This is a genomic window from Ruegeria sp. HKCCD6426 (assembly GCF_057221115.1).
The window spans coordinates 364,276-387,000 of sequence record NZ_JBWVBF010000001.1; the positions used below are offsets into that span (position 1 = coordinate 364,276).

Sequence of the window (22,725 nt, forward strand, 5' to 3'; positions counted from 1 at the left end):
GTGAAGCCGCTGCCGCAGTCGGTCCTGTTTTGTTGTGACCACAACTCAGTCCGTTCGCCCATGGCCGAAGGTATCATGAAGAAATTCTACGGCACCGGCACTTATGTTCAGTCTGCTGGTGTGCGCAACGATCTCGAAATTGACGGATTCTGCATCGCCGTCTGCCAGGAAATTGACGTGGAACTTTCGCGCCACCGGTCGCGCTCGTTCGATGAGATGGAACAGTGGGGCGATGACCTCAGTTCGTTCGATCTGATCGTGGCGCTATCTCCGGCCAGCCAACGAAAGGCGTTGGAGCTGACCCGGTTTTTCCACCTCGATGTCGATTATTGGCCAATAATGGACCCTTCCGGTCTGGGCGAAACGCGGGAAGAAAAGCTACATCACTATCGACAGACCCGCGATCAGATCATCAAGCATCTGAAAGACAGCTGGGGCGAGCCAACGGAGAACCCATGAACCCGACCGTCAAAACCTATTTCGATGCCTTCAATGCCGGCGATGTAGACGGCATGTTGGCATGCCTGTCCGATGATGTGGCGCACCATGTGAACGAAGGCCACGTTCGCGTCGGCAAGGAAAAATTCGCTGCGTTCTGCGCCCATATGAACCGATGCTACAAGGAAAACCTAACCGACATTGTAGTATTCGAGGCCCAGGGTGGTACCCGCGCGGCGGCAGAGTTCATCGTAAATGGCACCTACCTGGAAACCGATGAAGGCCTGCCCGAGGCCCATGGTCAGACCTATCGCCTTCCTGCCGGCTCGTTCTTTGACCTGAGGGATGGCAAGATCACTCGCGTCACCACTTTCTACAACCTCGCAGATTGGACCAAACAGGTCTCGAATGGCTAGGGTAACCGATATCCGCGCCCTGACTGGAGCAGCTTTGGAGGGCGCTCTGGATGATGTGGCGCGCCTGCGGATCGAGGTGTTTCATGCGTGGCCTTATCTGTACGACGGTGACCTCGAATACGAGCGCAAGTACCTGCAATCCTATCGCGACAGTGACCGGGCGATTGTGGTTGGTGCCTTTGATGGTGACCGGCTGGTCGGGGCTTCGACCGGTGCGCCGCTGACGGATCACGCCGACGATTTTGCGGCCGCGTTCGAAGGCTCTGGCCTGAACCTTGGTGACATCTTCTATTGCGCGGAATCCGTGCTGTTGCCCGGGTATCGCGGGCAGGGTGTGGGTCACAAGTTCTTTGACCTGCGCGAAGCGCACGCCCGCCGTCTTGGGTTCTCGAAATGTGCCTTTTGTGGCGTGCAGCGCTCGGCGGACCACCCAATGAGACCAGAGAACTACAGACCGCTCGACGCCTTCTGGCGCGCGCGGGGATATGAACCGCTACAGGGTGTCGTCGCACAGTTTTCGTGGAAGGACTTGGGCGAAGGCGAGGAAACGCCGAAGCCATTGCAGTTCTGGATCCGGGACATTTAGTACCCTGATTTGCTGACGTCCTCGGATGGCAGGCGATCAAAATCGGAAATTATGATATGGTGGTGCTTTCCGAGGGGGATAGCACGATGAAGAGATATGTTATCGAACGTGACCTGCCCGGTGTGGGTGGGATGTCTGGCGACGAGCTCAGCGGAGCTTCGGCCAAGTCGAATGAAGCGCTTGAAAAAGTCCCTGGTGTTCAGTGGCAGCATTCCTATGTGGCCGGCGACAAGACCTTCTGCATTTATCTGGCGGAAAACGAGGATGCGATTCACAAACACGCGGAGCTCAGCGGGTTTCCAGCCAACACAATTACCGAAATCACCACGATCATTGATCCGACCACGGCACGTTAAACGGTGCTGTACATGCCTGTGTGCACATGGCTAAGGTCCCGCAGATTGTGCACATGGGGACCGCAGAATGAAAATCGCAACCGCCGCCTATCCATTGGACTGGCTTGAAAGCTGGGCTCAGTACGAAGACAAGCTGGCCCGGTGGGTTTCTGACGCGGCCGGGCAGGGGGCGGATCTTCTGGTCTTTCCCGAATATGGCGCGATGGAATTGTCGACCCTTGACGGACCCGCGGTGGCTGGTGATCTGGAGCGCTCGATCCGCGCGGTTTCCGACCGGATGGAGGATGTGCAAAATGCGCATGTCCGTCTCGCGCAAGAATATAAAACGCACATTCTGGGCGCTTCCGCACCTGTGGTGGCCGGACCGGGTCGCCCGGTAAACCGCGCGGCTCTTTATGCGCCTGACGGTGCGCATGACCATCAGGACAAGCAGATCATGACCCGTTTCGAACGCGAGTCGTGGGAAATTGCCCCCGGCGGCCCGCTCAAACTATTCGACACGTCGCTTGGAAAGATCGGCGTCCTGATTTGCTATGACAGCGAGTTCCCCTTGTTGGGTCGCGCGCTCAGCGAGGCTGATTTGATCCTTGTCCCTTCCTGTACCGAAGCGCTGTCGGGATATTGGCGGGTTCGGATAGGCGCGATGTCACGCGCACTGGAAAATCAATGCGTTACGGTCATGGCCTCACTGGTTGGCGACAACGAGTGGTCCGAAGCGGTGGATAAGAACACCGGAACCGGCGGTATTTTTGGCCCACCGGATATTGGTTTTCCCCAGACGGGTGTGTTGGCCGAAGGGGCGCTGAACCAGTCCGGCTGGACCTATGCTGAGGTCGATCCTGCCGCCATCGCCAATGTCCGCGCGGACGGTCATGTACTGAACCGTACGCACTGGGCCGAACAGGATGCCAGAGTCAATTCGGTCACAATGTGCTGTCTTTAGGTGATTCTGCCCTTGAAATAGGGCCAAAATGGGCTCATTTAAGCGCACATCCCTGCAGATTCTGCAGTGCAACGTAATGATGGAGACAACATGGCCAAGGAAGATACGCTCGAATTTCCCGGTGTCGTGAAGGAACTCCTGCCTAATGCGACGTTTCGGGTCGAGCTGGAAAACGGCCATGAGATCATCGCACATACGGCAGGCAAGATGCGCAAGAACCGCATCCGTGTTCTGGCTGGCGACAAAGTTCAGGTCGAAATGACCCCCTATGATCTGACCAAGGGTCGGATCAACTACCGCTTCAAGTAACGCGCAACCCAATGGTGTTTATTCTGGGATCAGGCAGCCCGAGACGGCTGGACCTGTTGGCGCAGCTTGGCGTGCAGCCTGACGCAATTCGCGCACCCGACATTGATGAGACGCCATTGAAAGGGGAGCTGCCGGCTCCCTATTGCAACCGTATCACACGTGCGAAAGTACATGCGGTTCAATCAGATGGCGACGACATCACTTTGTGTGCGGATACAACCGTGGCACTGGGTCGTCGCATTCTGGGCAAACCCGCAGATACCGGTCAGGCGGCGGAATATCTGCACGCTCTGTCGGGGCGCCGTCACCGGGTGATCACTTCGGTCGCGGTTCGGCGTGGCGACAGGGTTCTGCAGCGCGACGTGGTTTCTCAGGTCAAGATCAAACGTTTGTCGGACACCGAGATCAACGCTTACCTCGCCACCGGCGACTGGCAGGGCAAGGCTGGCGCTTATGCCATCCAAGGCCCGGCAGGCGCCTTCATTCCCTGGATTTCTGGGTCTTTCACCGGCATTGTCGGTCTGCCCCTGTCCGAAACTGCCGCCCTGCTGCAAGGGATCGGCTATCCATTGTATCGTGAGGCATCATGAAGGGTCGCACCGTCGTTCTGGACCACATTCAAGACCGTGAGGCTGCGGCTCTGATGGTTGATGGTGTCCTCGAGGACTTTTTGATCGCAACCGACGCTCCGCCACCAGGCACTATCTATCGCGCCCGTGCGGATCGACCCATGAAAGGGCAGGGCGGTATGTTCCTGACCACGCCTGACGGGCCAGCATTTCTGCGGCAGGTCAAAGGTTTGGCTCCGGGCGCGCTGTTGCTGGTGCAGGTGACCGGTTACTCGGAACCCGGCAAGGCGATCCCGGTGACCAATCGCATCCTGTTCAAAAGCCGCTATGCCATCGTGACCCCGGATGCGCCCGGCCTGAATATCTCCCGCAGCATCCGCGACGACGACACACGCGATCGCCTGTTGGAAATCGCACATGAGCAGATGGAAGGAAGTCCTTATGGCCTTATTCTCAGATCCTGCTGCCAAGGCGCCGATAAGGATGAGATCGCCGAAGACATCGCCGCCATGCGTGCTCAGGCCGAACAGGTCATGGATGATCCCGGTACCGAGCCCGAAACGTTAAGTGACGGCGACGGGCCGCATATTCTGGCCTGGCGCGACTGGACTGACCCGGCAGAGTTGGCGACTGAGGCTGGCAGTTTTGAAACCCACGGTATTCTGGATGCACTGGAGACCGTTAGGGGCATTGCCGAACCACTGCCTGGTGGTGGGCACTTGTACATCCAGCCGACCCGTGCGCTTGTTGCCGTCGACGTGAACACCGGCAGTGACGGTTCGCTTGCCGCAGGGACCAAGGCGAACTTCGCGTGCGCCAAGATGCTACCCCGAGCGCTACGCGTGCGCGGACTGGGCGGCCAGATTACACTGGATCTGGCGCCAATGCCCAAGAAAGACCGCCGAGGCTTTGAGTCCGCATTGCGGTCGGCATTCAAATCCGATTCCGAAGAGACAATTTTGGCCGGTTGGACCCCGTTGGGCCATTTTGAGCTGCAGCGCAAACGCGGCCGTATCCCCTTGGCGGAGGTGTTGATATGAGTTGTCCGATCTGTGGTGAAGAGACACAGCGCGTCTTTCGTCCATTCTGCTCGAAACGGTGCGCGGATATCGATCTGGCCAAGTGGTTGAACGGCTCCTACGCCGTGCCGTCGCAGCGTGAAGACGACGTTGAACCCAAGTTGGAACAGGAAGATTTCAAACCGTCCCGCCCGCATTGAAAAAATGTCAAAAAGCCTCTGGACACTGCGGTGTGCAAGTCATAGAAGGCCTCCACCCAACGGCAAACGCCGTTCCCGTGCCCGGGTAGCTCAGGGGTAGAGCAGTGGATTGAAAATCCTCGTGTCGGTGGTTCGATTCCGCCCCCGGGCACCACTTTTCTCCAAGAAAAGCAATGTGTTGACGGTGTGGCCGCTGTTGCACCTCGTTGGTTGATTGCCCGAGACGGTACCGGGACTGCGAATTCGCACCTTACTTTCCATTTATTCGATTGCAAGGAAGATGGCTTTGTCCGGAAAGATCGATCAGGCCGTCAGCAACTTGGCCTGATCGTGGAAGGTATCCTATACGCTACTCAACCGGTTCCGGTTGAACAAATTGAATCCCCATCCAGTCGAGTTCTTCTCGCAGCACGTCTGCAAAGAAACCGAGACCATTCAACAAGTCCGCAGGATCCAGAGCGGCGACCCATTTGCAAATTCAACCTTGTGATCGTCGAGCACGCTTAATGTCGTATGAGCTCGCAATTCAGGCGTCATGCGACACAGGTGTCCGGTGAAGTAAACAAACCGCCGAATGATACAGATTCTAAACTCAGCAAGGCGTACTGGGGAAGTGTGCACGACTTGTGTGGCAATCTGTGTGGCAGTTTTGGGGTTACTCTGCTGAAAACCTACAAAATTTACGATTTTTGGAGGATTTTCTCTTGAAAATGGTGCCCCCACACGGACTCGAACCGCGGACCTACTGATTACAAATCAGAGACACGCATCCCACTACTATTTTTCTACTCTCGTCCACAGCCGTCCACATCCTTCTAAAATACCTTATGATTTACACGCCTTTCTAGCTGTTTACATGTTGTCCCCCAGATAAAAATGTCTACAATCATCCACAGCCATCTACCACAATCCAGCCCAACTTGTCCCCCATGAGTCCCCTGAAGGCGATTTTATGAAAAAGGAACTGAATGACCGATACCTAAAGAGCCTTAAGCCACCGGCAGACGGGCGGATTGAAATATCGGACACAAAGCGCACCGGGTTGAGATTGCGGGTTTACCCTGTCCGCGCGGTGTGGATGTACGAAAAGCGGGTAAAGGGCGGCGCAAAGCGCAAGCATACTTTTGGCACTTACTGCACGTGGTCATCTACTGGAAAGCGTGAGGATGGCGCGCTTGGGTTGGGGGAAGCACGGGCATTGGCCCTAGAGATAGAGGCAGAGGCAGCACGTGGCTTTGACCGTGTACTTGAAGCCCAGCAAACCCGCAGGGATCAGGAACGGGCCGCAGCGACCGCCCAAACTCTGCAAGATGTTCTCGACGTGTATAACGAACTGCACCTTTCCACGCTGAAACGGCAGGATGAAAGAAAGCGCCAACTTGAGGACGCGTTGCGCAATCACCTGTCCCAGCCAATCGGTGACCTGAACCGAGCTAGCCTGCAAAAGCCGATTGATGACAAAGCCAAAGAAGGCAAGATGTTCATGGCGAACAGGATCAGGGCCGCGCTGAAGCACTTCACGCGCTGGGCGTGGCGGCGTGAATACCTAAGTGAGGATGTGGGCGACCGGCTGGAACGCGCCACCAAAGAACAAATCAGGGATCGTGTCCTTAGCCTGGACGAGGTAAGAGCTATCTGGAAGCAAACTTATGAACTAGGTGACCTTTGGGGGCCTCCGGTGCGCATTCTGTTGCTAACCGTTCAGCGCCGCACCTCAATCAACAACCTGCGTAAAAGTGAACTGGAACTTTCAAAGTCCCGGTTCAAAAAAAACACATCACAGGAAAAGAACGACCGGGGGCATATCACCCACCTATCGGCCCCGGCAATGGCCGAGATTCAAGCGGTTCTAACCCGTCATGAGCTGGCGAAGGCCGAGAGGCTTAAAAACAAGAAATCCGGCAAGCCCCCTGCTACATCTGCTACATCTGATTTCCTGTTCACCACCACTGGCCGCACCCCAATTTCCGGGTGGAGTAAAATGAAAGCCCGCCTTGATGAACTGTTAGGCGACGATTTCGAGGCGTGGCGTCTGCATGATTTCAGGACTGCGTTTGCCACCCATATGGCCGAGTGCGGCATTTCTGAATCTGTTGTGGATCGGGTCTTGAACCATGCGGCCACAGGATCGAAGCCAAGCGCTGTTGCCCGCGTTTACAATCAGGCCGAACTGCTGGCTGAGCGTGCAGTCGCATTAGACAAATGGGCAGAGCTGGTAACGCAGGAAAGTGCGGACGTGATTGAGCTAGAAGGGCAGCGGAATGTTTAACCCAACTGGATATGTATCCCTCTATGACATTGCCTCTGAATACCGCAATGCTGGCGTCGGTTGGGATGATTTTGCCGGCCAGATTGGTCAAGTTGAAGCGGTGTCGATTTATAACCCTGGCGAACAGCCGACCCAGGTTTCGCTTGATTTGTTGAGTATGATCCAATGGGGCGAACGGATGGAGTTTGCGTTCATTGATGCAGGTTCAGGCGTGGTTTCACTCGCCAAGATCCGGGACGCAGCAAAAGGCATGAAGCCAGAACTGTTTGTTGGTGTCGCTATTCTGTTTGCCACGGATCAGGCCAACTTGTCAGGGCATCCAATTCCCCCAGATTTTGCACAGAAGTTGGAGCCCTTTGAAGGGCAGCAAATAGTTCTGCCTGAGACTGAAGCAGACAAGCTCATTTTCGCGCTTAAAAATATCAGCACGAAATCACAGCGAAACACGAGCCTGTTGCGCGAAGACGTTGAGCGCGACTATCAAATCTGGCTAAATCAACTCCCCGGGCGCAACCCAACCGAGGCCCAGCGAGACGAATGGTATAAGAGCTACGGGGTTTCTCGGGCGCGTGAGAGAGAGTTGTGGAAAAGGTTTAAACCTGAAGGCGGCTCTAAGCCCGGTCGCCCAATCAAGTCCCCCCAATAATAGTAAACCCCGCCAAAAACTGTCCATTACTGTAAACGGCGGGATTGGCGGGGTTTCCGCGACGTTTTCGGCGGGAATAACGCCTGACACCCTGTGTGCATCGACGCAACACAGAGGTGAGCAGGATGGACAACACAACTCAAATCACCGTTAGGCCGCGCGCCACAGATATCACTGGCGCAGTTACCTACACCGGCATGTCTCGCGCAACTTTGTATGCTGAGATGAAAGCCGGACGCCTTAAGCACGTCAAAATCGGCGGTGCCACTCGTTTTGAATATGACGAGTTAGACCGCTGGTTCGAAGTAAAGACGAGTGAGGCAGCCACATAAACGAAACCCACGCCAACGGGCTTGTTGGACGCGGGCAATTCGTTTTCAGTCTGTGACGGGACTAACCGAAATGTAGCGTGTTCGCAGCCTCGGAGCAAGCTTGAGGAAATGAGCATGAGTTTGAAATATCACTCAATTGACAGTCGCCGCGACCCGGCCAACCAGTTTGGCAACGGGCCGGTTTTTTACCCCAGTAACGACAACACACCGCCGCGCGAGTTACTGCGCGAATACCCGATTGTGGCGCTGCACTGGTACGGCGTGAACGTGGAGGCAGCGGTATGACAGACGACACCAAAAACTCCCAGACAAAAGAGCCGAGCAACACGCTGTATGTGCAGCGATGGGCAGACTTAGATGCACCGACCGAACCGGCGCAGTTCGAGGTTACAAATAGCACCGGCGACAGTCACGTGATCCACGTTGACAGGAAAATGCGCCAGATATTGGAGGTGCTGGACAAGCGGACAGTCTACTGCGCCAGCAGGTGTAGGATCAGCCACTACATTAACCTCTTACGTCATGAAAAGCGCGTTGAAATTGAGACGGACCGTTACAAGAACGACCCGGCGTCAGGACGCATGAGCTACGGCGTTTTCCGGTTGGTCAGCAAGGTGAACCGCATTGATCCACAGGAGGTGCGGTCATGATTACCATCCAGAAAAACACCCGAGAGGAAATCCGCGAATCCCATGAGGAATACAAGGGCCATGACGTTGTGAGCGTCAGGGATTGGTTCGTGACGGATGACGGCGACATGCGCCCGAGCAAAAAGGGGTTGGCGTTCAGCGCCGCCCTGTTGCCCGAGGTCCAAGACGCCCTGTCAGGGATGGCCGCACAGGAAGGGGGTGCTTAATGGGGCACTACAAGAAAAACGAGAAGCGTGGCGAGCACTTTGCCAAACTCGTTCGTACCATGATGGAGACGCCCGCTTGGCGGGCCCTTTCCCCAGTCGCACAGGCTTTGTACCCGTGGATGAAGCTTGAATGGCGAGGCCCAAAGGCTAACAACAACGGCAAGATTCAATTCAGCGTGAGGCAGGCTGCTGAGGCTCTGGGAGTGGCATCGCTCAATACCGCTGCGCGCGGTTTCCATGACTTACAGGCCAAAGGCTTTCTTGTTGTTACGAAGCCGGCCCAGCTTGGCTTGGGGGGTGAAGCCCGTTCGCCGCTCTATGAACTCACCGAAATCGAATTGCCCCATAGTGACCGCAGAGGCGGGCGGATGCTCTATCGGCAGTGGGCACCCGGCAATGATTTCAGCGTCAACAAAGCCGCTGCGCACAACCCCACAGGCAAGGGCGGAAGAATAAAACCCTGTCTCAATTTTGAAGACGTGACCGTCTTAGATTTTGAGACGTGTAAGGAAAGGACGTCTCAAAAATGAAGACAGCACGTCGCAATTTTGAAGACGTAAACGGCCATTTTCGGCGGTCGCACGTCTCAATTTTTAAGACATCCTTATTCTACCAGGGGGTCTGGGGGAAACAGACACCTTTCACAGCAACAATCAAACACAGCGAGGTATGAGCGATGACAGACCAGCGCAAACGGAAAAGCGACTCGGAGAAAGCTGCCCTAGGTGAGATTGCCGCCTCTGGCATTGAACTGGAGGTTGGTAAGAGGCAGGCAACGGAAGCGGAATTGGCAGTCATTGAAGCTGTGCGCGCGAAAAAACGGGCTCAAGTGAGAGCCCCAAGTCTAACTATGAGTTTCGATGAAGAAGGCAAAGAAGTCTTTATCGATCATGAGGATTTGGATGGAATGTCTGGCGCAGCATTAACCATGAATGAGCTTGGGACTTCGGACCCCCGTTTCTACGAGGGCATTATCAAGCAGGTTGCGGGGCTCGGAGATGGCAATAGCCCAATCTCAGCGTCAGCGTCAAACTTTGTATTGTCAGTTGTTGGCAGTGTGAAGCCAGAGGATCACATCGAAGCAATGCTGGCCGTTCAAATGGGCGCAATCCATCAAGCAACTATGATGATGGCACGGCGCTTGAATCATGCCAAACTCATCCCGCAACAGGATGCAGCGGAAAGGTCGCTGAACAAACTGGCTCGTACTTTCACAAGCCAGGTCGAGACGCTCAAAAGATATCGGTCAAAAGCCGACCAAACCGTTCGTGTTGAACGCGTCGTAGTCAAAGAAGGTGGGCAGGCAATCGTGGGCAACGTCCGAAATGGGGGGCGGGGTGATGAATAAAAGTGCCTTCAACCCCATGGAAAGGGCGCACGCAGCCCCAAGATGCACGGCAACGTCAAAACGGACGGGCCTTCCTTGCAAAAACCCTGCTGTACGTGGCTGGTCGGTTTGTCGAATGCACGGTGCGCGCGGTGGTCATGGTCCTGGCAAGGCTAATCCCGCCTACAAACACGGCATGCGAGGCCGAGAGGCTCAGCTTATGAGGAAGGTCATCAATGAGCATGTACGTTTGGCTCGCGAGTTGGGAAGGTTGATTGAATGAACTTTTGCCAGATGGACTAAGATTTCGCCCAATCACCACACGTGTTGCTACCGCCAACAGCCTCGTAAGGTTACGTTGGCAAATTGCCACAAGGTCCAATCTTCAGGACAATCTGTATGGTTGGGCCAGTGCCTTACCAGACCTCCGACTTTTTGGATGGTACAATTTCTTCCTGACCAGCGTTCGCATTCTGTACCCCAAGGGGGAAAGAATGGCCGAACACTACCACCTTGCCCGGTCTTTACGCACCCAGGCTTCTTACAACGTCGATCCTTGTAGGTAAGTAGATGGTTTTCACCCACCAATTGAGACCGGTCAAGTTCTTCAAGGTTCTGAACCCTAACTGTTGAAGTGTTTAGGTGGTTGTTTGCTCCCTTCCAGCGAGCCACCTTCAAATCATCTGATACGCTCTCAAGCTGGTATTCTTTTTCGACAACAGCACGATGGTCTTCCGATGCGAATAGCACGAAATTACTGGTGTCTAGAACGGCAATCAAGTTTCCGCAGCCACAGCCGTCGTCTTCGGCTTCCGAAAATGTTTGGTCTTTGGGGAATAGATCCAGTTGTGGTATTTCGTCGAGCGACAGGTTGCTAATTCGGGAGTTAATGGCATCTGCGTCTCCTGCTTTACCAGAAACTCCAACTAGGCCGCCAAATGTTTTCAAAAATTCGGCGGCATCCATTTCCAATTGAATGTTAGAGGCTTGAAATTTCATCTTATTTTCCTTGCTGGATATGACGATTTCAAATCTTGATTTAATGACGCCCCTCACACTCACGGTTTTCGTTATTGACCGCTTTGCTGGTTGTCGTGGGGCGTCGGTCACATAGTTCGGCCCCAATAGGTGATGTGGAGGACGACGCAGCGCGCTCGCCACTCCTGGTAGACTAACACAATCGATTTTCAGGAGGAAATAATGCTGCTTACTGACAATAACCGGCCCGCTTGAGCCGTGATTTAGCCGCTGGGGTCTCCAAATGCCGGTATCGGCCCCAAGGCTTTCCTATGGTTCCTGATCCTTGCCCATGAACCCCAAAGCGCCCTCATTGTTTAGAATAGTGACTGCCGTATCAAACGCCTCTTGGTCGGAGCTGAACTTATCGTCCCATACGTAGCTGGAACCATCACAATCCACCGCTTCTAACGTCCATACATCTTGGTTTTCCAAGCGATAGATTTCGATTTCAAAGCGATATCCATCAACGAGCACAGACTTGCACTTGTCTGACATTATGAGTTTTGGCTCATCGAGATTCATGACCATGCTGCCTCTGCTTTTCCAGTGCAGGCCTCAGGAGGGAAAAAACTTGAAAGCCAGTTGCCGCGTTTTTCACCTGCGCTTGCTGGTGACCACGTTGAGATGGCCGTGGAAATGCACCCAAGAAGAATCATCAAAATCCATTTGCGCATTTTGGCTCGGCCTTGCAGCTCTTCCTTAGGCATTAACACCTTATTTCTTTTCAATTTGTCTTCTCCATTCTTAGCCGACGCTCTGCATCGTTAAGGCGCAAGACACCTCGCGTTCTTGACAACTAGCGGCCGGCACTTTTGGGAAAGTTACTGAGCGGTCCTACCGCATCCTGTCAAAAAGGAAACTCAAGCGAGATAACACCGATTGCCTGGTCTTCATATTGAGAGTGGAATTCTTTGGTTAGGTAGGTGAAGCCTACAAAAACTGAAACAGCAACAACACGAACTTGCAGCCCCGTCCGCACACGAATTCGTTCGTTTTCCATCTCAACAGCAGACCAGGTTGGAAAGAAATCGCTATGGGTGACGTAGGAATAGTCAGCTCCGATCAAGAATGACAAATCGCCCATCCTATCTGCTCTGTTTGGCGAAGATGGTTGCAAAAAGCCTGAAACAGGATCCCGAACGTAGCGCTCTGCTTCTGCGTAATCCCCCAAAATTACGTCAAAGCCAATTCGACCGAAAGTCTCGTACCCCGCCTGCGCGCCTAGAAACGGACGGATAGATAATTCGTCGTTTAGGCTGTAGCTCCTCGCGATTTCACCAGATACCATACCAGTTACGTCGTCACCTACATGCTCGTGCGGCATGTCTCTCGGAAGATAACCTGCGATACCAGTTGTTTCGTGAAAGCTCTGCTGAAAATCTGCGATATTTGTTTGGTCGCCTGTAAACAAAATTTCAGCACCGAAGTTGTAGTCCAATTTCCCAAACCGGTCGTTCGCAAATGCTCCAAATCCCAGCATTCCGACATAGGGTCGATCAGCATTTGCTGGCTGAGCTTTCGCACCCCAAGGCGAAATGATTTCAGCCCTGCCTCGTAAGTCATGTGCGATACCGCCGGTATTTTCGCCTTCAAAACCAAGGAAAAGCGTGTAGCTCGCAGAACGCCACCTGTCTCTCCCATCTCCAAGAAAGTCATTGGTAAAAAAGCTGGACTTTGTTGGCCCTGAAAATGCAGAGGTCGCCAGAAAGGACGCAACAACAACCAGAAATAATCTCTTCATATACAATACCTCAATTCAACGGGATTCGGGTGATGCAGAACCAATCGTTAGTGAGCAGGAATTAACAGACGAATAAATTTTTTTGCCGCCGAAATAGAGCTTGGGGTCCAAACTTGGCTTCATCTGTCTTGATTTGTTCGCTACCTGCCTGAGTACACGAGAAGTAGCGGGCAACAGACCGGTGCGTTAATTCACTATTATTGTTCTTGCTTAAAAAATGTTTGGAAATTGGTGAAAGGAATCAGCCTTGTTTTGCACGACAACGACACCGTTCGATGTTCAGGACGTATTACCGGTACTTTCAAGGCATTGCGCTGAGGTCGAAACTGCCTGGAAGATTTTACGACCCCATTTTGGAATTCAACTGAGCTTCGGGTGTGGGCGAACCGTATCTGCACCAAATTTTTTTGATGTAGTAGCAATGGGAGCGTTGGTAGAATTGCTCAAGTCGCCTCAGGACATTGATAGAGCAATAGCAATTTCCACGAGTATCGCTGACGAAGTTGCGGTCTGCATGGACCAGTGCGATTCAATACGCCCGTTCAGCAAGCGGCAACAGGATGCAGTTCGGGATTGTCTAAAATCTTTGCTGGATGATTGGTATTTCTGTGAATCAGAAAGATTGGAAGCGCAAATATGTAGAAACGTTGCTATTGTAGTTTCACGTATTTATCAAAGAGTTCAAGGAGGATTGGTTGGAGAGAAATATTGTTCGAGCATTCCTGAAGAGGGGCAGGCATTTGCTTTGAATAAAACCGCGTAAATCGCATACGTTTATTGCCAGGGGATTTAACCCTAAAAGCTATTAATCGAGAATGACCTACGGGTAGAGAAGAACACGACATAAACGATTCATTTGGGGTTTCGAGGGGCGCAGAAATCCGTTCAACACCACCGATAAAATTCTTACTGGGTGCGAAATTTTATTCGTTACAACAAGCCTGTATTGAATCATTCAATGTAAATGATTCCTGTGATTCATTTTGCAACATTCTGCGGGCAACTGCCTTTTCTTCCTCGGTCATTCCTCCCTCATCCAAGAAAACTTCAAAGGCAGCTTGCAGTCCGCATAATAAGTATCTCTGATTTCCGTTTTTAACGTCGCCGATCATTTCAGAAATTGCTTCGACAAACCAATGGGTATTTTTCATGAAGCCCCTCAACTTCTTGTTTTAAGTACCGTAGGGGAACCTTGGTTAACGGCTGGTTAACCAAGGTTTTAATTGCGGGTCATTTTGGCCACACTGTAACTTTGAATCCGAGGATTGCTCGCCTAAGTATGTATTGATTAGTTTCCGGATTGCATCTGCCGTCAGAGACATCCCCTCTGCCCGAAGTCGAAGTTCGGCGTCAGTGGCGCGCTGCAAAAAATCATCACCCATAACGATGGATCCCATTTACAAAATTTTCACCAAGTTGAACTGACCTCCTTAATAAAAGGTAAACTGTCGCTCAATATGAGTAAGTTTGTATGTGTGCAAACAGGTGTAGGCACAACATATATGAAACAGATTGCTTTGTAGATTTGTTAGCCTGTGACTGTTTCTAGGCAAGCAACACTGCAGTAAAAAATTTACTCAATTTGGTCAAATCTGTCAGTGCCCTGCTGGAAAGCCCCAGGCGCCTACTTTTACGAGCTTATCAGTGTTTTGAAAGCAATGTTAACCCTGTTTAACAATTGCTTACCACTCTTCCGGCACGCTCACTAACTATTAACCATGATCCACCACCACTTAGTTCCGCGATGGAATCAAGTGGTGAAACGAATGCTAAGATATATTTTTGCAAACGAGCTGAGCAGCTATCCGACACTGGCAAGCGGCATGTTCAAGGATAGAGCAGATCAGTTCAAAACCAGATTGGGTTGGGATGTTCAGGTAAACGCTCGTGGAGAAGAAAGGGATCGGTACGACGATTTGAACCCGCTTTATGTAATTTGGGAGGAATCCGATGGTTCACACGGCGGATCAATGAGAGTTTTGCCGACGACCGGTCCCGTAATGATAAATGATGTGTTTGGACATCTTACTGGCGGTTACCCAGTACGTGATCCGCTGATTTGGGAGGTCACTCGCTTCTGCTTGTCGCGGAATGCGAGCCCCTTCACAGCCGGTGCTATCATGTTGAGTGGAGGTGAATTGATGGAGAAATTTGGTCTTTCCCATATAGCAGGTGTCTTCGATGCTAGAATGATCCGCATTTATCGACTGATAGGTTCCTCTCCAATAGTTTTGGGTTCTGAAGGGAGCGGGCGTGAGCAAGTTTCTGTGGGGCTTTGGCCGTACTCACCAGAGGACTGCAATCGTGTTGCGGAAAGAGCCGGAATATCTAGGGAACTGTCCAGAATGTGGATCAACACAGCTCTTGGTCGCTTCAAGTCTGAAAAGCCCAAGATTGAGCGCTTTGCGTAGGATGGCTCGCGATAAAAACTTGTCGCTGTTGATCCGTAGGTAGGAAGCCAATGAATCTTGGGAAGGTAAGAAGCTGATAACGCGTGTACTCACGACCCTACAAAACGGTGTGCGACAACTATCTTCGTGAAAAATTGCTTTATTTCCAAATAAAATACCTCGCACTAATTCTTTGCCCGAAAACAGGATTCTTGAAAGATTGCACTGGAGCAACAATGAATCGGAATTGAGTAATGCCATCATATTCCTACAAGTTGAGGCCAGGTGAGGTTTCCAATCGGGTTACCGAGTCCCACTTTGGCGCAAATTTTCGGGAAATGTCCCACAATATTGGTGAAGCATTCGATATGTTAGGTGTCACGCAATTACGATACCCAGCAGGAGCAGCTCAAAAAGAAAACATAACACACCTGGAGAACGGCGAGCTAAATCAGAAGCTCCAAGAGTTTCTGGACTGGGCAGTTGAAAGAGGCACACCATTTACGCTTAGCGTACCCGTGGGAGACTTGCTCGCCACACAGTCGCAAATGCGTGATTTTGTTAACGCAGTATATGACAAATTGGGTGCCAGTAGTAAGCTCCTAAACGCGTTTGAAATAAGCAATGAATACTGGTCCTTTCAGAGCGCTGGCGAATATGGAAAAGACGCATCCAGTGCCGTTACCTACCTCAAGCATGCCATCGATGATTTAAATGATACTCGCGAGAATATAGAAGTTGATCCAAAATTCCTGGTACAAACCGCACCGCCATGGCACGTTGGAAATAGTACCATGGATCAAAAAAACAAAGAAATAATACGGCATTTCGATGCGAACAAAGATTTATCCGACGGTTTACAGGCAACTGTGGCAAGTGAAGCCATCGACGGTATTGTTTCTCACTACTATTATTACAAGGATCATGGCGACGACAATACATTTTCCGATGGGTATTATGAACATCGGGAAATCGGCCCCAGAAAGGATATGTGGGACAAGTATTTTGAGAAGGACCTCGATTACCATATCACAGAATGGAACGTGCAAAATGCCCGTATCGATCAGCAGGGTCTAAAGGCTGCTTCGGTTATCCTAAAGCAATTTGAAAATATGTTGAAGGCAGGAGTCGATGCTGCCGATGTGTGGTCTGTCAGAAATAAGAACTATAATTCTCTGGCAGGTGGAACTTTAGAGGAGAACCCAATCCAACCAACTCCCGCGGGCCAAATCTTCATGTTGATGAAGGAGAGCCTGTTGGGGAAAGACGGAGAAGGATTGTCACTGTTGCATTTGGAGGGCGTTCCTACCAAGAATAGACCAATTGAGTTTAATGCCTACACTGGGCAAGATAAAACAGTTATCTACGTTTCAAATAGAAGCGACGATTTTGATGTATCCGTTGACTTGGATCTAACTGGCCTAGGTGGAAGTAACGCTAGCCTGTCCGTGAGAAAGGTGGGCATCTTAGAAGGGTCAGCGGATGGGTTAAGTGACCGTGCTGCTTTCTATGAAGATGGTAGATTCGTCAAAGGTTCCCGAAATAAGCTTCGGATAATTGACGAAGCCGAAAAGGCAGCAATAGAAGCGAAGTTCTCCAATATTCTTGAACTCGATGTTTACGAAAGATTTTACATCGGGGAATACGGTAACGGCAGCTACCGAACGTATATTCCTGATCCCTCAACGATTCTGTTGAAACCAGGGAAAACTCCGGAAACTGCGACGAGCCTTGATGATTATTATTTTGCGAGTGAGGTGGATATCACTGTCGATGTAGAGCAACTTTCTTTTGCCGATTCTTCGAGTATCCAGTTGGAACTGGACCCATATGAAGTTGTCGAAATAGTACTTCTTCATCCCTCTACTTTTAGGGACTTACTCCTATGCCGTTCGCTCTTCGATTTACAACCCATCTCGGATTTATTTATTGGCGACCAAGACACCGAATTACTCAACAATGGCCTCAGAGAAGAGGCGTTACTTGGGGGCGATAGCTCAGATTCATTTATTTTTCTCGTGGATGAAGAATCGGGCATGTCTCCCAATTCCGAGCCGGAGTTCGATCAATTTGGGAGAGAATTGCGAGAAGCATATTCTGAAGATGCACAATCCTTGTGGGGTGATCGAGAAGTCACAACGGTTTTGGATTCCACTCCTGTTAACATATTGGAATCTAGCATTTTGGTTTTGGATGAAGGTGACTATTTTTTCTGACAAACAACTTGAGGCAGGAGGCGGCTTTTGGCCTCTGCCATAGGTTTTTTTGGTAACTCTGTTTGAGCTGAGGTTTTCATGTCAATGCGTTGAGGAACTCAGCAGGGCAATCTGCGACAACTTCTTCCAAGGGTGCGCAATTTCCTAAAGACGAGACCCCGCACGTGTTTTCTATTACCTAGGATATCAACGATCCGTTTTTATGGTCGCGAGCCCATGAAGGGGCACTGATACGAAGAACGTGCGCAACTAGTCGCTCACGTGTTGCCGCAAGCCCCCACGCAAAGCCCTGATTTCGCTCCTATGCGCGCTGCCCCGTTCTTGTCTTTTTTGGGGTAATATGATACCGTCAATACAGGGAATTGGAGGCAGTTAGTGGTGGGTAACGAAAGGCATACGGAAGGAAGAACTATGGTTAATGCTGCGCGCTGTGATGCGCGTACGCCTGACGGTCCTTGTCAGGTTTTACCTATCAACGGAAAGGGGCGCTGCCGTCTTCATGGGGGGCTGTCGACAGGTGCCAAAACAGAGGAAGGGCGTAAGCGGATAGCAGACGCACAAGTGCGGCGTTGGGGGATACTGGCGCTTGCGATGGAAGCGTATGAGGGATCGGAGGGGACGCAGTGACTGCCTTAGATATACCACACGCAGGAGCATTCCGCGTTCAGCAAAATGCAGAGAACGCCAAGGCTCTTATCGCGAAGGCAAGCAGCTTGTTCCCGCCGGATTTGCTCGAATGGGCTCCTTGGCTGGATGCTTTTGTTGAGGTTGACCCTGGGATGGGGCCGGTTGCGACCCGCATTCTTGAAATTTTGTCCTGGCAGTTATTTGCGCACTGCTCTGCTAGCGGCCCGCACTAGGAAGGATTGATTGAAGATGATTGGAAACGGAAAAAAACAAGAGGGCGGTATTTTCGGGAACATGAACCCGAAGACTAGCCTCGCATTGCAGGGGATTGGATTGGGCCTGACGCAATTGGATGCAGGCCGGGTGCCAAACCTGTCGCCGCTTCACGCTCGGATAGAGCAGCAGGAACGCCAAGCACAGATGCAAGGGGCTATCGGCCCGATGTTAGATGCGATGCCAGCCCACTACCGCCAAGCGCTTGCAGCAATGCCCCCTCAGTTGGCGGCAGAGTACATGCTAAAACACATGATGCCTAAGGAGCCTGCGCAACGTCGCATCATCACTGGCGCTGATGGCTTTAACTATTTCGAAGACGGGCAACGTGTCTTACCGGGTGTAGAGGCTCAGCCAGAGGGTTGGCGCGCGCTCACTACAGAGGAACTCGCGGCCCGTCCGAACCTTGATCCAACAAAGTCCTACCAAGTCGGCCTATCGGGCGCCAACACCGGCAAGATTATGGAGGTTGGCGGGAACGGAACCCATGTGAACGTAACGACAGGCGGTCCGGCGGCGGATCGATATCTTTACGGAAAAGACGCAGGGCTTCCTCAGGGTTGGCGCTATGACCGAGAGACAGAAACAGCGGAACCAATTCCAGGCGGTCCCGCTGCCGTGGAGGCACAAGCTACGGCAGCAGCAAATGAGAAGGCAGAAGCGGCTAAGTCAACATCGGCTCACATCGTGCTTGATGAAATCGGCATGGTGAAAGAACTGATTGGCGGCGAGTCTACATTCTCACCCGCGACCGGGATCACTGGTGGACTTGTATCCAACATCGACAGCACCCGTGCCGGGGCGGTGAAAAACCGTCTGACAACTATCAAGGCCAACATCGGGTTCGACAAGTTGCAGGCCATGCGCGATGCGTCGCCAACGGGCGGCGCTCTGGGGCAGGTATCGGAATTTGAGAACCGGCTGCTTCAGGCCGTGTTCGGAAGTCTGGAACAGGCACAGAGCGCAGAGGACATCATGTACAACCTCGACCGGCTTGAGACGATTTATGGCCGCATCATTAACGAGGGCATTCCTGACGATGAGGCCCGCAAGATGTATCGGGAAATCGAGCTTGGCGACCTTGTAAGCGGCTCAACAGGTGGAGCGCCTGAGACGTTGCAAGCCGGGGTGGTTGAGGATGGTTATCGTTTCCTTGGTGGTGACCCTAGCGATGCAAACAATTGGGAGCAGGTGAACTGATAGCCGGACCTTGGGAAAAGTACAAAAAGCCTCAAGGGAAGCCTTGGGAGAAACACGCCGCAAAAAAGGGTGGGCATCCCTCTGGGGATGGCTCAACGGTTGAACCCTATGATCCGTCTTTGTTTGAGCGCGCCATGACTGGCCTGCGTCAAAGCGGGTTCGTGCCCCGCGCCAATATCCGGGATTTCGAAAGCATCGGTGCAGGGGTTCGCAGCGCAGCAGACACAGCCTTACTCGGGTTTGGTGATGAGTTGATGGCGGCGGGCAACACAGCAACAGGCATTGGCGGTGATTTCGGTGAATTCTCAGCCAATCTTGACCGGCAACAAGCGCGGTCGAAAGCTGCTGACGTCCACTATCCTACAGCCTCAACGGTTGGTGATGTGGCAGGCGTTGCAACAGGCGCAGCAGGCATTGGCAAGCTGGGCATGAGTCTCGCTGCAAAGGCAGCGACGCCGGGTAAAGTGGTTGGTGCGTCCATTGCAGATGGTGCGGGTTACGGGATTTTGGCAGGTTTCGGTCACACCGATGGCAACCTTGAGGAACGCGCGGGCGGCGCGTTAGAGGGTGCAGCAATCGGTGGCGTAACTGGTGGTGCTGCATCTGGTGCCCTGATGAGTGCACCAGCAGTGCAAGGTTACCTGGCCCGCAGGTTTGGTGCGCCTGCATCTCAGGCAGCGGCGCGGGTAAAACAAGCTGTTACCCCCGAAATGGCAACCAAACTGGATGACCTTGGCCCCGATGGTATGCTGATTGACACCATGGGCGAACGTGGGCGGGCTCTGGGCCGCGCTGCGGCCAATTCCAGCCCTGAGGCCCGCGAAATGCTTGAAAGCGCCTCACATGCCCGTATGGCGGGCCAGAGCGACCGATTGACCGACAGCCTGCTAAAGGCGTCCCGCATGGATGCGCCGCAATCGGTTGACGACTTGGTGCAGAGTATTCGCACAAAGACCAAGCCGAGTATTGACGCGGCCTACAACGAAGCCCGTTCCTTGGGTCACGATATCGACCTGAAGGCATTTGATGACCTATTGAAGGATGGCATGGGCAAGAAGGCGCTGAAACAGGGCCAGCGTCTCGCACGGGACCGTATGACGGCGGAAGGCGTCACGGGGGAACCTTCAGCACTGGCGGTGCTCGATGAGACCAAGAAGGCCTTGGATGACATGGCACAGCCTCATTTGGGCCAGAGGCTGAACAACGAGCAATCGATTGCAGCAAAACTGTCCAAGAATATCCGCGAACGAATTGATAACCTGATGCCGGAATATGCAGGTGCAAGGGAACTGGCGGCGCAGCGTTTCGCACAGGAAAACGCGGTACGCCTCGGGGCTGAAGGGGCAAAGCCTCGTGTCTCAGCCGACTATGCGGATCGGGCGCGGATCGCAGCACAGACAAACCCCGATGAGGTGGCGCAGGGGTATGCCGGCGGCAAGATTGACCAGCTACAGAACCGCAGGGACACCCCCGGTGTTGTTGATACCCTCTTTGGTCCACGTCGCCAGCAAGAGGCGATGGTTGCCGCATTGGGGCCGGAGGGGGCCAAAACCGTGCGCAGTCAGATTGCCAATGAACGCACATTTGCAGGAACGCATAGGGCGCTTACCGGAAACTCCACAACCGCCCGCCAGTTGATTGAGCATGGCATATTGTCAGGTGTTGGCGGTGGTGCTGGTTTCGCGACCACAGGCGACCTGCAAGGCGCTGGCATAGGTGCCGCGGGACTCTTGGCTGCAAGACATGGTGGCGGCGCGGCGCTCAGGAAGGTGACAGCAGGCCGTGAGGCGCGTGTTGCCCCTGTCATCGCGGAGCTTCTGACCAGAGGGGTTTTACCCTCGCAGATTAGGGAAGCCGTCACTTCGGCACCTGGGCCTCTCAAGGGGATTTTGGCAAGGGCTCTGATGCTGAACGCCGTAGGGCCTCAGCTCAACGCGGAGAAAAATCGATGACCCATCTTGACTGGACAAGGTTCGCAGTAGGTGGCGCCGCCGCTCGCCCTGACAGCTTTACAGGCTTGCAACCTGAGTTTGCGGCCGGTGTCTACGATATGGTGACAGCGGCACACGAAGCAGGTTTTCCGCTTCAGATTACGTCTGCTTACCGTTCGCCGGAGTTGCAAGGCCAGCTTTATGCCGGCGCGGTAAAGAAATACGGTTCGCCTGAAGCCGCAAGGAAATGGGTCGCGCCTCCGGGCAAGTCTCGCCACAACAGCGGAACGGCGGTTGATTTCGCAGTGAATGGCAGTCTGTTGCGAGATGCGAATAATCCGGCAGCAAAGTGGATAGCAGCGAACGCTGAAAAATACGGCCTGTCCGTCCCTATGTCATGGGAGCCGTGGCAGGTTGAACCGATGGGATCGCGTGACCAGCGTATGAAATTCCCAGGCCCTCAGCAGACACCTTCAGGCATTCTGCCGCCACAGACGGGTCAGCTTGATATGGGTGTGCCCGAAGACCAGGTAAAAAAACGCAATGGCATCCTAGCCGGGATTGGGGAGGAATTGGTTGCCATGTCAGCACCGAGGCAAGCGCCAGTTCAGTTCGCCCCGCGACGGGCAACGCCTATTGAGCCAGCAAGCCGCGACCCGATGGTCGGATACCTGCGGTTCATTCAGTCGATGAAAGCTTAGTAGAGTGCGGTGTAGAGTATCCAGGCCCCGTAGAGCGCGGGGCCTACTATTGCTCCAAGCGCGCCGAGTCCGACAAAGGCATACCCAAGCCAAGAAAGCTGATTGTCTGCGTCTGTTGTTACGCCGATGAATGCCCAGCAAAAGGCCGCAAATATCGAGGCAGAAGCCACAATCACGCAATAGAGTTGAAAAATGGTCAGGTCAGCAATAGTCATACCTACAACATGGACACGGGCAGACAGACTGTAAAGCCCACGCACACGTCGCTTTTTTGAGGCGGTCCATGTGAACCGAGAAATGAGGAATGTTAAGTCGTGTCCCTTTCGTCAGGCGCGCTTATGCGATTCAGCCATCCGAAAC

At 52.9% G+C, this 22,725-nt stretch carries 29 protein-coding genes and 1 tRNA gene; 25 read left to right on the forward strand and 5 right to left on the reverse strand.

The features are described 5' to 3' along the window. From AC2TDA_RS01785 to AC2TDA_RS01870, 18 genes are all read left to right on the forward strand, one after another. Positions 1-459 (forward strand): arsenate-mycothiol transferase ArsC, encoded by a 459-nt coding sequence (locus AC2TDA_RS01785; protein ID WP_480847519.1) that lies wholly within the window; start codon positions 1-3, stop codon positions 457-459. Continuing rightward, on the forward strand, positions 456-854 hold the full coding sequence (locus tag AC2TDA_RS01790; RefSeq protein ID WP_480847517.1) for a ketosteroid isomerase-related protein: 399 nt from the start codon (positions 456-458) through the stop codon (positions 852-854). The genes AC2TDA_RS01785 and AC2TDA_RS01790 overlap by 4 nt, the downstream gene beginning before the upstream one ends. Next, positions 847-1,440, forward strand: coding sequence for a GNAT family N-acetyltransferase (locus tag AC2TDA_RS01795; RefSeq protein ID WP_480878553.1), 594 nt, complete (start codon positions 847-849; stop codon positions 1,438-1,440). The genes AC2TDA_RS01790 and AC2TDA_RS01795 overlap by 8 nt, the downstream gene beginning before the upstream one ends. Before the next feature lie 86 nt (positions 1,441-1,526). Beyond that, complete coding sequence (locus AC2TDA_RS01800; protein WP_480878555.1) at positions 1,527-1,796, forward strand: DUF4242 domain-containing protein; 270 nt, start codon at positions 1,527-1,529, stop codon at positions 1,794-1,796. Between the two features lie 67 nt (positions 1,797-1,863). Further along, complete coding sequence (locus AC2TDA_RS01805) at positions 1,864-2,739, forward strand: carbon-nitrogen hydrolase family protein (RefSeq protein WP_480847512.1); 876 nt, start codon at positions 1,864-1,866, stop codon at positions 2,737-2,739. 90 nt (positions 2,740-2,829) lie between these two features. After that, on the forward strand, positions 2,830-3,048 hold the full coding sequence (gene infA / locus AC2TDA_RS01810) for a translation initiation factor IF-1 (RefSeq protein ID WP_005978431.1): 219 nt from the start codon (positions 2,830-2,832) through the stop codon (positions 3,046-3,048). Positions 3,049-3,059: 11 nt separating this feature from the next. Next, positions 3,060-3,638: a Maf family protein gene (locus tag AC2TDA_RS01815; protein ID WP_480878557.1), complete on the forward strand. Its 579-nt coding sequence runs from the start codon at positions 3,060-3,062 to the stop codon at positions 3,636-3,638. Continuing rightward, positions 3,635-4,657: a ribonuclease E/G gene (locus AC2TDA_RS01820; protein WP_480878559.1), complete on the forward strand. Its 1,023-nt coding sequence runs from the start codon at positions 3,635-3,637 to the stop codon at positions 4,655-4,657. Before AC2TDA_RS01815 ends, AC2TDA_RS01820 begins: the two co-directional genes overlap by 4 nt. Beyond that, the gene (locus AC2TDA_RS01825; RefSeq protein ID WP_480878560.1) at positions 4,654-4,836 is read left to right on the forward strand and encodes a DNA gyrase inhibitor YacG; all 183 of its coding nucleotides are present in this window, start codon (positions 4,654-4,656) and stop codon (positions 4,834-4,836) included. Before AC2TDA_RS01820 ends, AC2TDA_RS01825 begins: the two co-directional genes overlap by 4 nt. 79 nt (positions 4,837-4,915) lie before the next feature. Further along, positions 4,916-4,990 (forward strand) — tRNA-Phe (locus tag AC2TDA_RS01830). Positions 4,991-5,788: 798 nt separating this feature from the next. Beyond that, positions 5,789-7,105: a tyrosine-type recombinase/integrase gene (locus AC2TDA_RS01835; protein ID WP_480878563.1), complete on the forward strand. Its 1,317-nt coding sequence runs from the start codon at positions 5,789-5,791 to the stop codon at positions 7,103-7,105. Continuing rightward, positions 7,098-7,751 carry a hypothetical protein gene (locus AC2TDA_RS01840; protein ID WP_480878564.1) on the forward strand — a complete coding sequence of 218 codons (654 nt, stop codon included), beginning with the start codon at positions 7,098-7,100 and terminating at the stop codon, positions 7,749-7,751. Before AC2TDA_RS01835 ends, AC2TDA_RS01840 begins: the two co-directional genes overlap by 8 nt. Positions 7,752-7,876: 125 nt before the next feature. Then, positions 7,877-8,083 carry a helix-turn-helix domain-containing protein gene (locus AC2TDA_RS01845; RefSeq protein ID WP_480878566.1) on the forward strand — a complete coding sequence of 69 codons (207 nt, stop codon included), beginning with the start codon at positions 7,877-7,879 and terminating at the stop codon, positions 8,081-8,083. Positions 8,084-8,197: 114 nt separating this feature from the next. Continuing rightward, positions 8,198-8,368, forward strand: coding sequence for a hypothetical protein (locus AC2TDA_RS01850; protein ID WP_480878567.1), 171 nt, complete (start codon positions 8,198-8,200; stop codon positions 8,366-8,368). Next, a complete protein-coding gene (locus AC2TDA_RS01855) occupies positions 8,365-8,733 on the forward strand; it encodes a hypothetical protein (protein WP_480878569.1) in 369 nt (122 codons plus the stop codon). The genes AC2TDA_RS01850 and AC2TDA_RS01855 overlap by 4 nt, the downstream gene beginning before the upstream one ends. After that, a complete protein-coding gene (locus tag AC2TDA_RS01860) occupies positions 8,730-8,939 on the forward strand; it encodes a transcriptional coactivator p15/PC4 family protein (protein WP_480878571.1) in 210 nt (69 codons plus the stop codon). Before AC2TDA_RS01855 ends, AC2TDA_RS01860 begins: the two co-directional genes overlap by 4 nt. After that, positions 8,939-9,469: a hypothetical protein gene (locus AC2TDA_RS01865; RefSeq protein ID WP_480878573.1), complete on the forward strand. Its 531-nt coding sequence runs from the start codon at positions 8,939-8,941 to the stop codon at positions 9,467-9,469. The genes AC2TDA_RS01860 and AC2TDA_RS01865 overlap by 1 nt, the downstream gene beginning before the upstream one ends. Positions 9,470-9,615: 146 nt before the next feature. Continuing rightward, positions 9,616-10,287: a hypothetical protein gene (locus tag AC2TDA_RS01870; RefSeq protein WP_480878575.1), complete on the forward strand. Its 672-nt coding sequence runs from the start codon at positions 9,616-9,618 to the stop codon at positions 10,285-10,287. A gap of 309 nt (positions 10,288-10,596) precedes the next feature. Here the strand turns inward: AC2TDA_RS01870 and AC2TDA_RS01875 are convergent, their stop codons facing one another. The 3 genes from AC2TDA_RS01875 to AC2TDA_RS01885 all read right to left on the reverse strand — a co-directional run bounded on the left by AC2TDA_RS01875 (position 10,597) and on the right by AC2TDA_RS01885 (position 13,027). Beyond that, on the reverse strand, positions 10,597-11,265 hold the full coding sequence (locus tag AC2TDA_RS01875; RefSeq protein ID WP_480878577.1) for a hypothetical protein: 669 nt from the start codon (positions 11,263-11,265) through the stop codon (positions 10,597-10,599). A 288-nt stretch (positions 11,266-11,553) separates the two neighbouring features. Next, positions 11,554-11,814: a hypothetical protein gene (locus tag AC2TDA_RS01880; RefSeq protein WP_480878579.1), complete on the reverse strand. Its 261-nt coding sequence runs from the start codon at positions 11,812-11,814 to the stop codon at positions 11,554-11,556. 319 nt (positions 11,815-12,133) lie between these two features. After that, the gene (locus AC2TDA_RS01885) at positions 12,134-13,027 is read right to left on the reverse strand and encodes a lipid A-modifier LpxR family protein (protein ID WP_480878581.1); all 894 of its coding nucleotides are present in this window, start codon (positions 13,025-13,027) and stop codon (positions 12,134-12,136) included. A gap of 247 nt (positions 13,028-13,274) precedes the next feature. Between AC2TDA_RS01885 and AC2TDA_RS01890 the strand changes: the two genes are divergently transcribed. Next, complete coding sequence (locus tag AC2TDA_RS01890; RefSeq protein ID WP_480878582.1) at positions 13,275-13,790, forward strand: hypothetical protein; 516 nt, start codon at positions 13,275-13,277, stop codon at positions 13,788-13,790. 160 nt (positions 13,791-13,950) lie between these two features. Here AC2TDA_RS01890 and AC2TDA_RS01895 read toward each other — a convergent pair whose 3' ends face one another. Further along, positions 13,951-14,178, reverse strand: coding sequence for a hypothetical protein (locus AC2TDA_RS01895; protein WP_480878583.1), 228 nt, complete (start codon positions 14,176-14,178; stop codon positions 13,951-13,953). Between the two features lie 615 nt (positions 14,179-14,793). Here AC2TDA_RS01895 and AC2TDA_RS01900 point away from each other — a divergent pair. The 6 genes from AC2TDA_RS01900 to AC2TDA_RS01925 all read left to right on the forward strand — a co-directional run bounded on the left by AC2TDA_RS01900 (position 14,794) and on the right by AC2TDA_RS01925 (position 22,365). Continuing rightward, positions 14,794-15,438, forward strand: coding sequence for an acyl-homoserine-lactone synthase (locus AC2TDA_RS01900; protein WP_480844855.1), 645 nt, complete (start codon positions 14,794-14,796; stop codon positions 15,436-15,438). A 233-nt stretch (positions 15,439-15,671) separates the two neighbouring features. After that, the gene (locus AC2TDA_RS01905) at positions 15,672-17,633 is read left to right on the forward strand and encodes a calcium-binding protein (RefSeq protein WP_480844856.1); all 1,962 of its coding nucleotides are present in this window, start codon (positions 15,672-15,674) and stop codon (positions 17,631-17,633) included. A 411-nt stretch (positions 17,634-18,044) separates the two neighbouring features. Further along, positions 18,045-18,260 (forward strand): HGGxSTG domain-containing protein, encoded by a 216-nt coding sequence (locus AC2TDA_RS01910; RefSeq protein WP_480878585.1) that lies wholly within the window; start codon positions 18,045-18,047, stop codon positions 18,258-18,260. Between the two features lie 243 nt (positions 18,261-18,503). Next, a complete protein-coding gene (locus AC2TDA_RS01915) occupies positions 18,504-19,733 on the forward strand; it encodes a hypothetical protein (RefSeq protein WP_480878586.1) in 1,230 nt (409 codons plus the stop codon). Positions 19,734-19,867: 134 nt separating this feature from the next. Then, the gene (locus AC2TDA_RS01920; protein ID WP_480878588.1) at positions 19,868-21,685 is read left to right on the forward strand and encodes a hypothetical protein; all 1,818 of its coding nucleotides are present in this window, start codon (positions 19,868-19,870) and stop codon (positions 21,683-21,685) included. Further along, positions 21,682-22,365 carry a M15 family metallopeptidase gene (locus AC2TDA_RS01925; RefSeq protein WP_480878591.1) on the forward strand — a complete coding sequence of 228 codons (684 nt, stop codon included), beginning with the start codon at positions 21,682-21,684 and terminating at the stop codon, positions 22,363-22,365. The genes AC2TDA_RS01920 and AC2TDA_RS01925 overlap by 4 nt, the downstream gene beginning before the upstream one ends. Here the strand turns inward: AC2TDA_RS01925 and AC2TDA_RS01930 are convergent. Next, complete coding sequence (locus AC2TDA_RS01930; RefSeq protein ID WP_480878593.1) at positions 22,362-22,580, reverse strand: hypothetical protein; 219 nt, start codon at positions 22,578-22,580, stop codon at positions 22,362-22,364. The two genes, AC2TDA_RS01925 and AC2TDA_RS01930, sit on opposite strands and share 4 nt — an antisense overlap. Positions 22,581-22,725: the final 145 nt, after the last annotated feature.

Bases quoted from the DNA above. Each gene is read 5' to 3' on its own strand.
- AC2TDA_RS01855 (WP_480878569.1), top strand. From the start codon at position 8,365: ATGACAGACGACACCAAAAACTCCCAGACAAAAGAGCCGAGCAACACG.
- AC2TDA_RS01880 (WP_480878579.1), bottom strand. From the start codon at position 11,814: ATGGTCATGAATCTCGATGAGCCAAAACTCATAATGTCAGACAAGTGC.
- AC2TDA_RS01805 (WP_480847512.1), top strand. From the start codon at position 1,864: ATGAAAATCGCAACCGCCGCCTATCCATTGGACTGGCTTGAAAGCTGG.
- AC2TDA_RS01795 (WP_480878553.1), top strand. From the start codon at position 847: ATGGCTAGGGTAACCGATATCCGCGCCCTGACTGGAGCAGCTTTGGAG.
- AC2TDA_RS01865 (WP_480878573.1), top strand. From the start codon at position 8,939: ATGGGGCACTACAAGAAAAACGAGAAGCGTGGCGAGCACTTTGCCAAA.
- AC2TDA_RS01825 (WP_480878560.1), top strand. From the start codon at position 4,654: ATGAGTTGTCCGATCTGTGGTGAAGAGACACAGCGCGTCTTTCGTCCA.
- AC2TDA_RS01930 (WP_480878593.1), bottom strand. From the start codon at position 22,580: ATGACTATTGCTGACCTGACCATTTTTCAACTCTATTGCGTGATTGTG.
- AC2TDA_RS01905 (WP_480844856.1), top strand. From the start codon at position 15,672: ATGCCATCATATTCCTACAAGTTGAGGCCAGGTGAGGTTTCCAATCGG.
- AC2TDA_RS01845 (WP_480878566.1), top strand. From the start codon at position 7,877: ATGGACAACACAACTCAAATCACCGTTAGGCCGCGCGCCACAGATATC.
- AC2TDA_RS01870 (WP_480878575.1), top strand. From the start codon at position 9,616: ATGACAGACCAGCGCAAACGGAAAAGCGACTCGGAGAAAGCTGCCCTA.
- AC2TDA_RS01860 (WP_480878571.1), top strand. From the start codon at position 8,730: ATGATTACCATCCAGAAAAACACCCGAGAGGAAATCCGCGAATCCCAT.
- AC2TDA_RS01895 (WP_480878583.1), bottom strand. From the start codon at position 14,178: ATGAAAAATACCCATTGGTTTGTCGAAGCAATTTCTGAAATGATCGGC.
- AC2TDA_RS01820 (WP_480878559.1), top strand. From the start codon at position 3,635: ATGAAGGGTCGCACCGTCGTTCTGGACCACATTCAAGACCGTGAGGCT.
- AC2TDA_RS01800 (WP_480878555.1), top strand. From the start codon at position 1,527: ATGAAGAGATATGTTATCGAACGTGACCTGCCCGGTGTGGGTGGGATG.
- AC2TDA_RS01900 (WP_480844855.1), top strand. From the start codon at position 14,794: ATGCTAAGATATATTTTTGCAAACGAGCTGAGCAGCTATCCGACACTG.
- AC2TDA_RS01840 (WP_480878564.1), top strand. From the start codon at position 7,098: ATGTTTAACCCAACTGGATATGTATCCCTCTATGACATTGCCTCTGAA.
- AC2TDA_RS01920 (WP_480878588.1), top strand. From the start codon at position 19,868: ATGACTGGCCTGCGTCAAAGCGGGTTCGTGCCCCGCGCCAATATCCGG.
- AC2TDA_RS01885 (WP_480878581.1), bottom strand. From the start codon at position 13,027: ATGAAGAGATTATTTCTGGTTGTTGTTGCGTCCTTTCTGGCGACCTCT.
- AC2TDA_RS01910 (WP_480878585.1), top strand. From the start codon at position 18,045: ATGGTTAATGCTGCGCGCTGTGATGCGCGTACGCCTGACGGTCCTTGT.
- infA (WP_005978431.1), top strand. From the start codon at position 2,830: ATGGCCAAGGAAGATACGCTCGAATTTCCCGGTGTCGTGAAGGAACTC.
- AC2TDA_RS01835 (WP_480878563.1), top strand. From the start codon at position 5,789: ATGAAAAAGGAACTGAATGACCGATACCTAAAGAGCCTTAAGCCACCG.
- AC2TDA_RS01925 (WP_480878591.1), top strand. From the start codon at position 21,682: ATGACCCATCTTGACTGGACAAGGTTCGCAGTAGGTGGCGCCGCCGCT.
- AC2TDA_RS01790 (WP_480847517.1), top strand. From the start codon at position 456: ATGAACCCGACCGTCAAAACCTATTTCGATGCCTTCAATGCCGGCGAT.
- AC2TDA_RS01815 (WP_480878557.1), top strand. From the start codon at position 3,060: ATGGTGTTTATTCTGGGATCAGGCAGCCCGAGACGGCTGGACCTGTTG.
- AC2TDA_RS01875 (WP_480878577.1), bottom strand. From the start codon at position 11,265: ATGAAATTTCAAGCCTCTAACATTCAATTGGAAATGGATGCCGCCGAA.
- AC2TDA_RS01850 (WP_480878567.1), top strand. From the start codon at position 8,198: ATGAGTTTGAAATATCACTCAATTGACAGTCGCCGCGACCCGGCCAAC.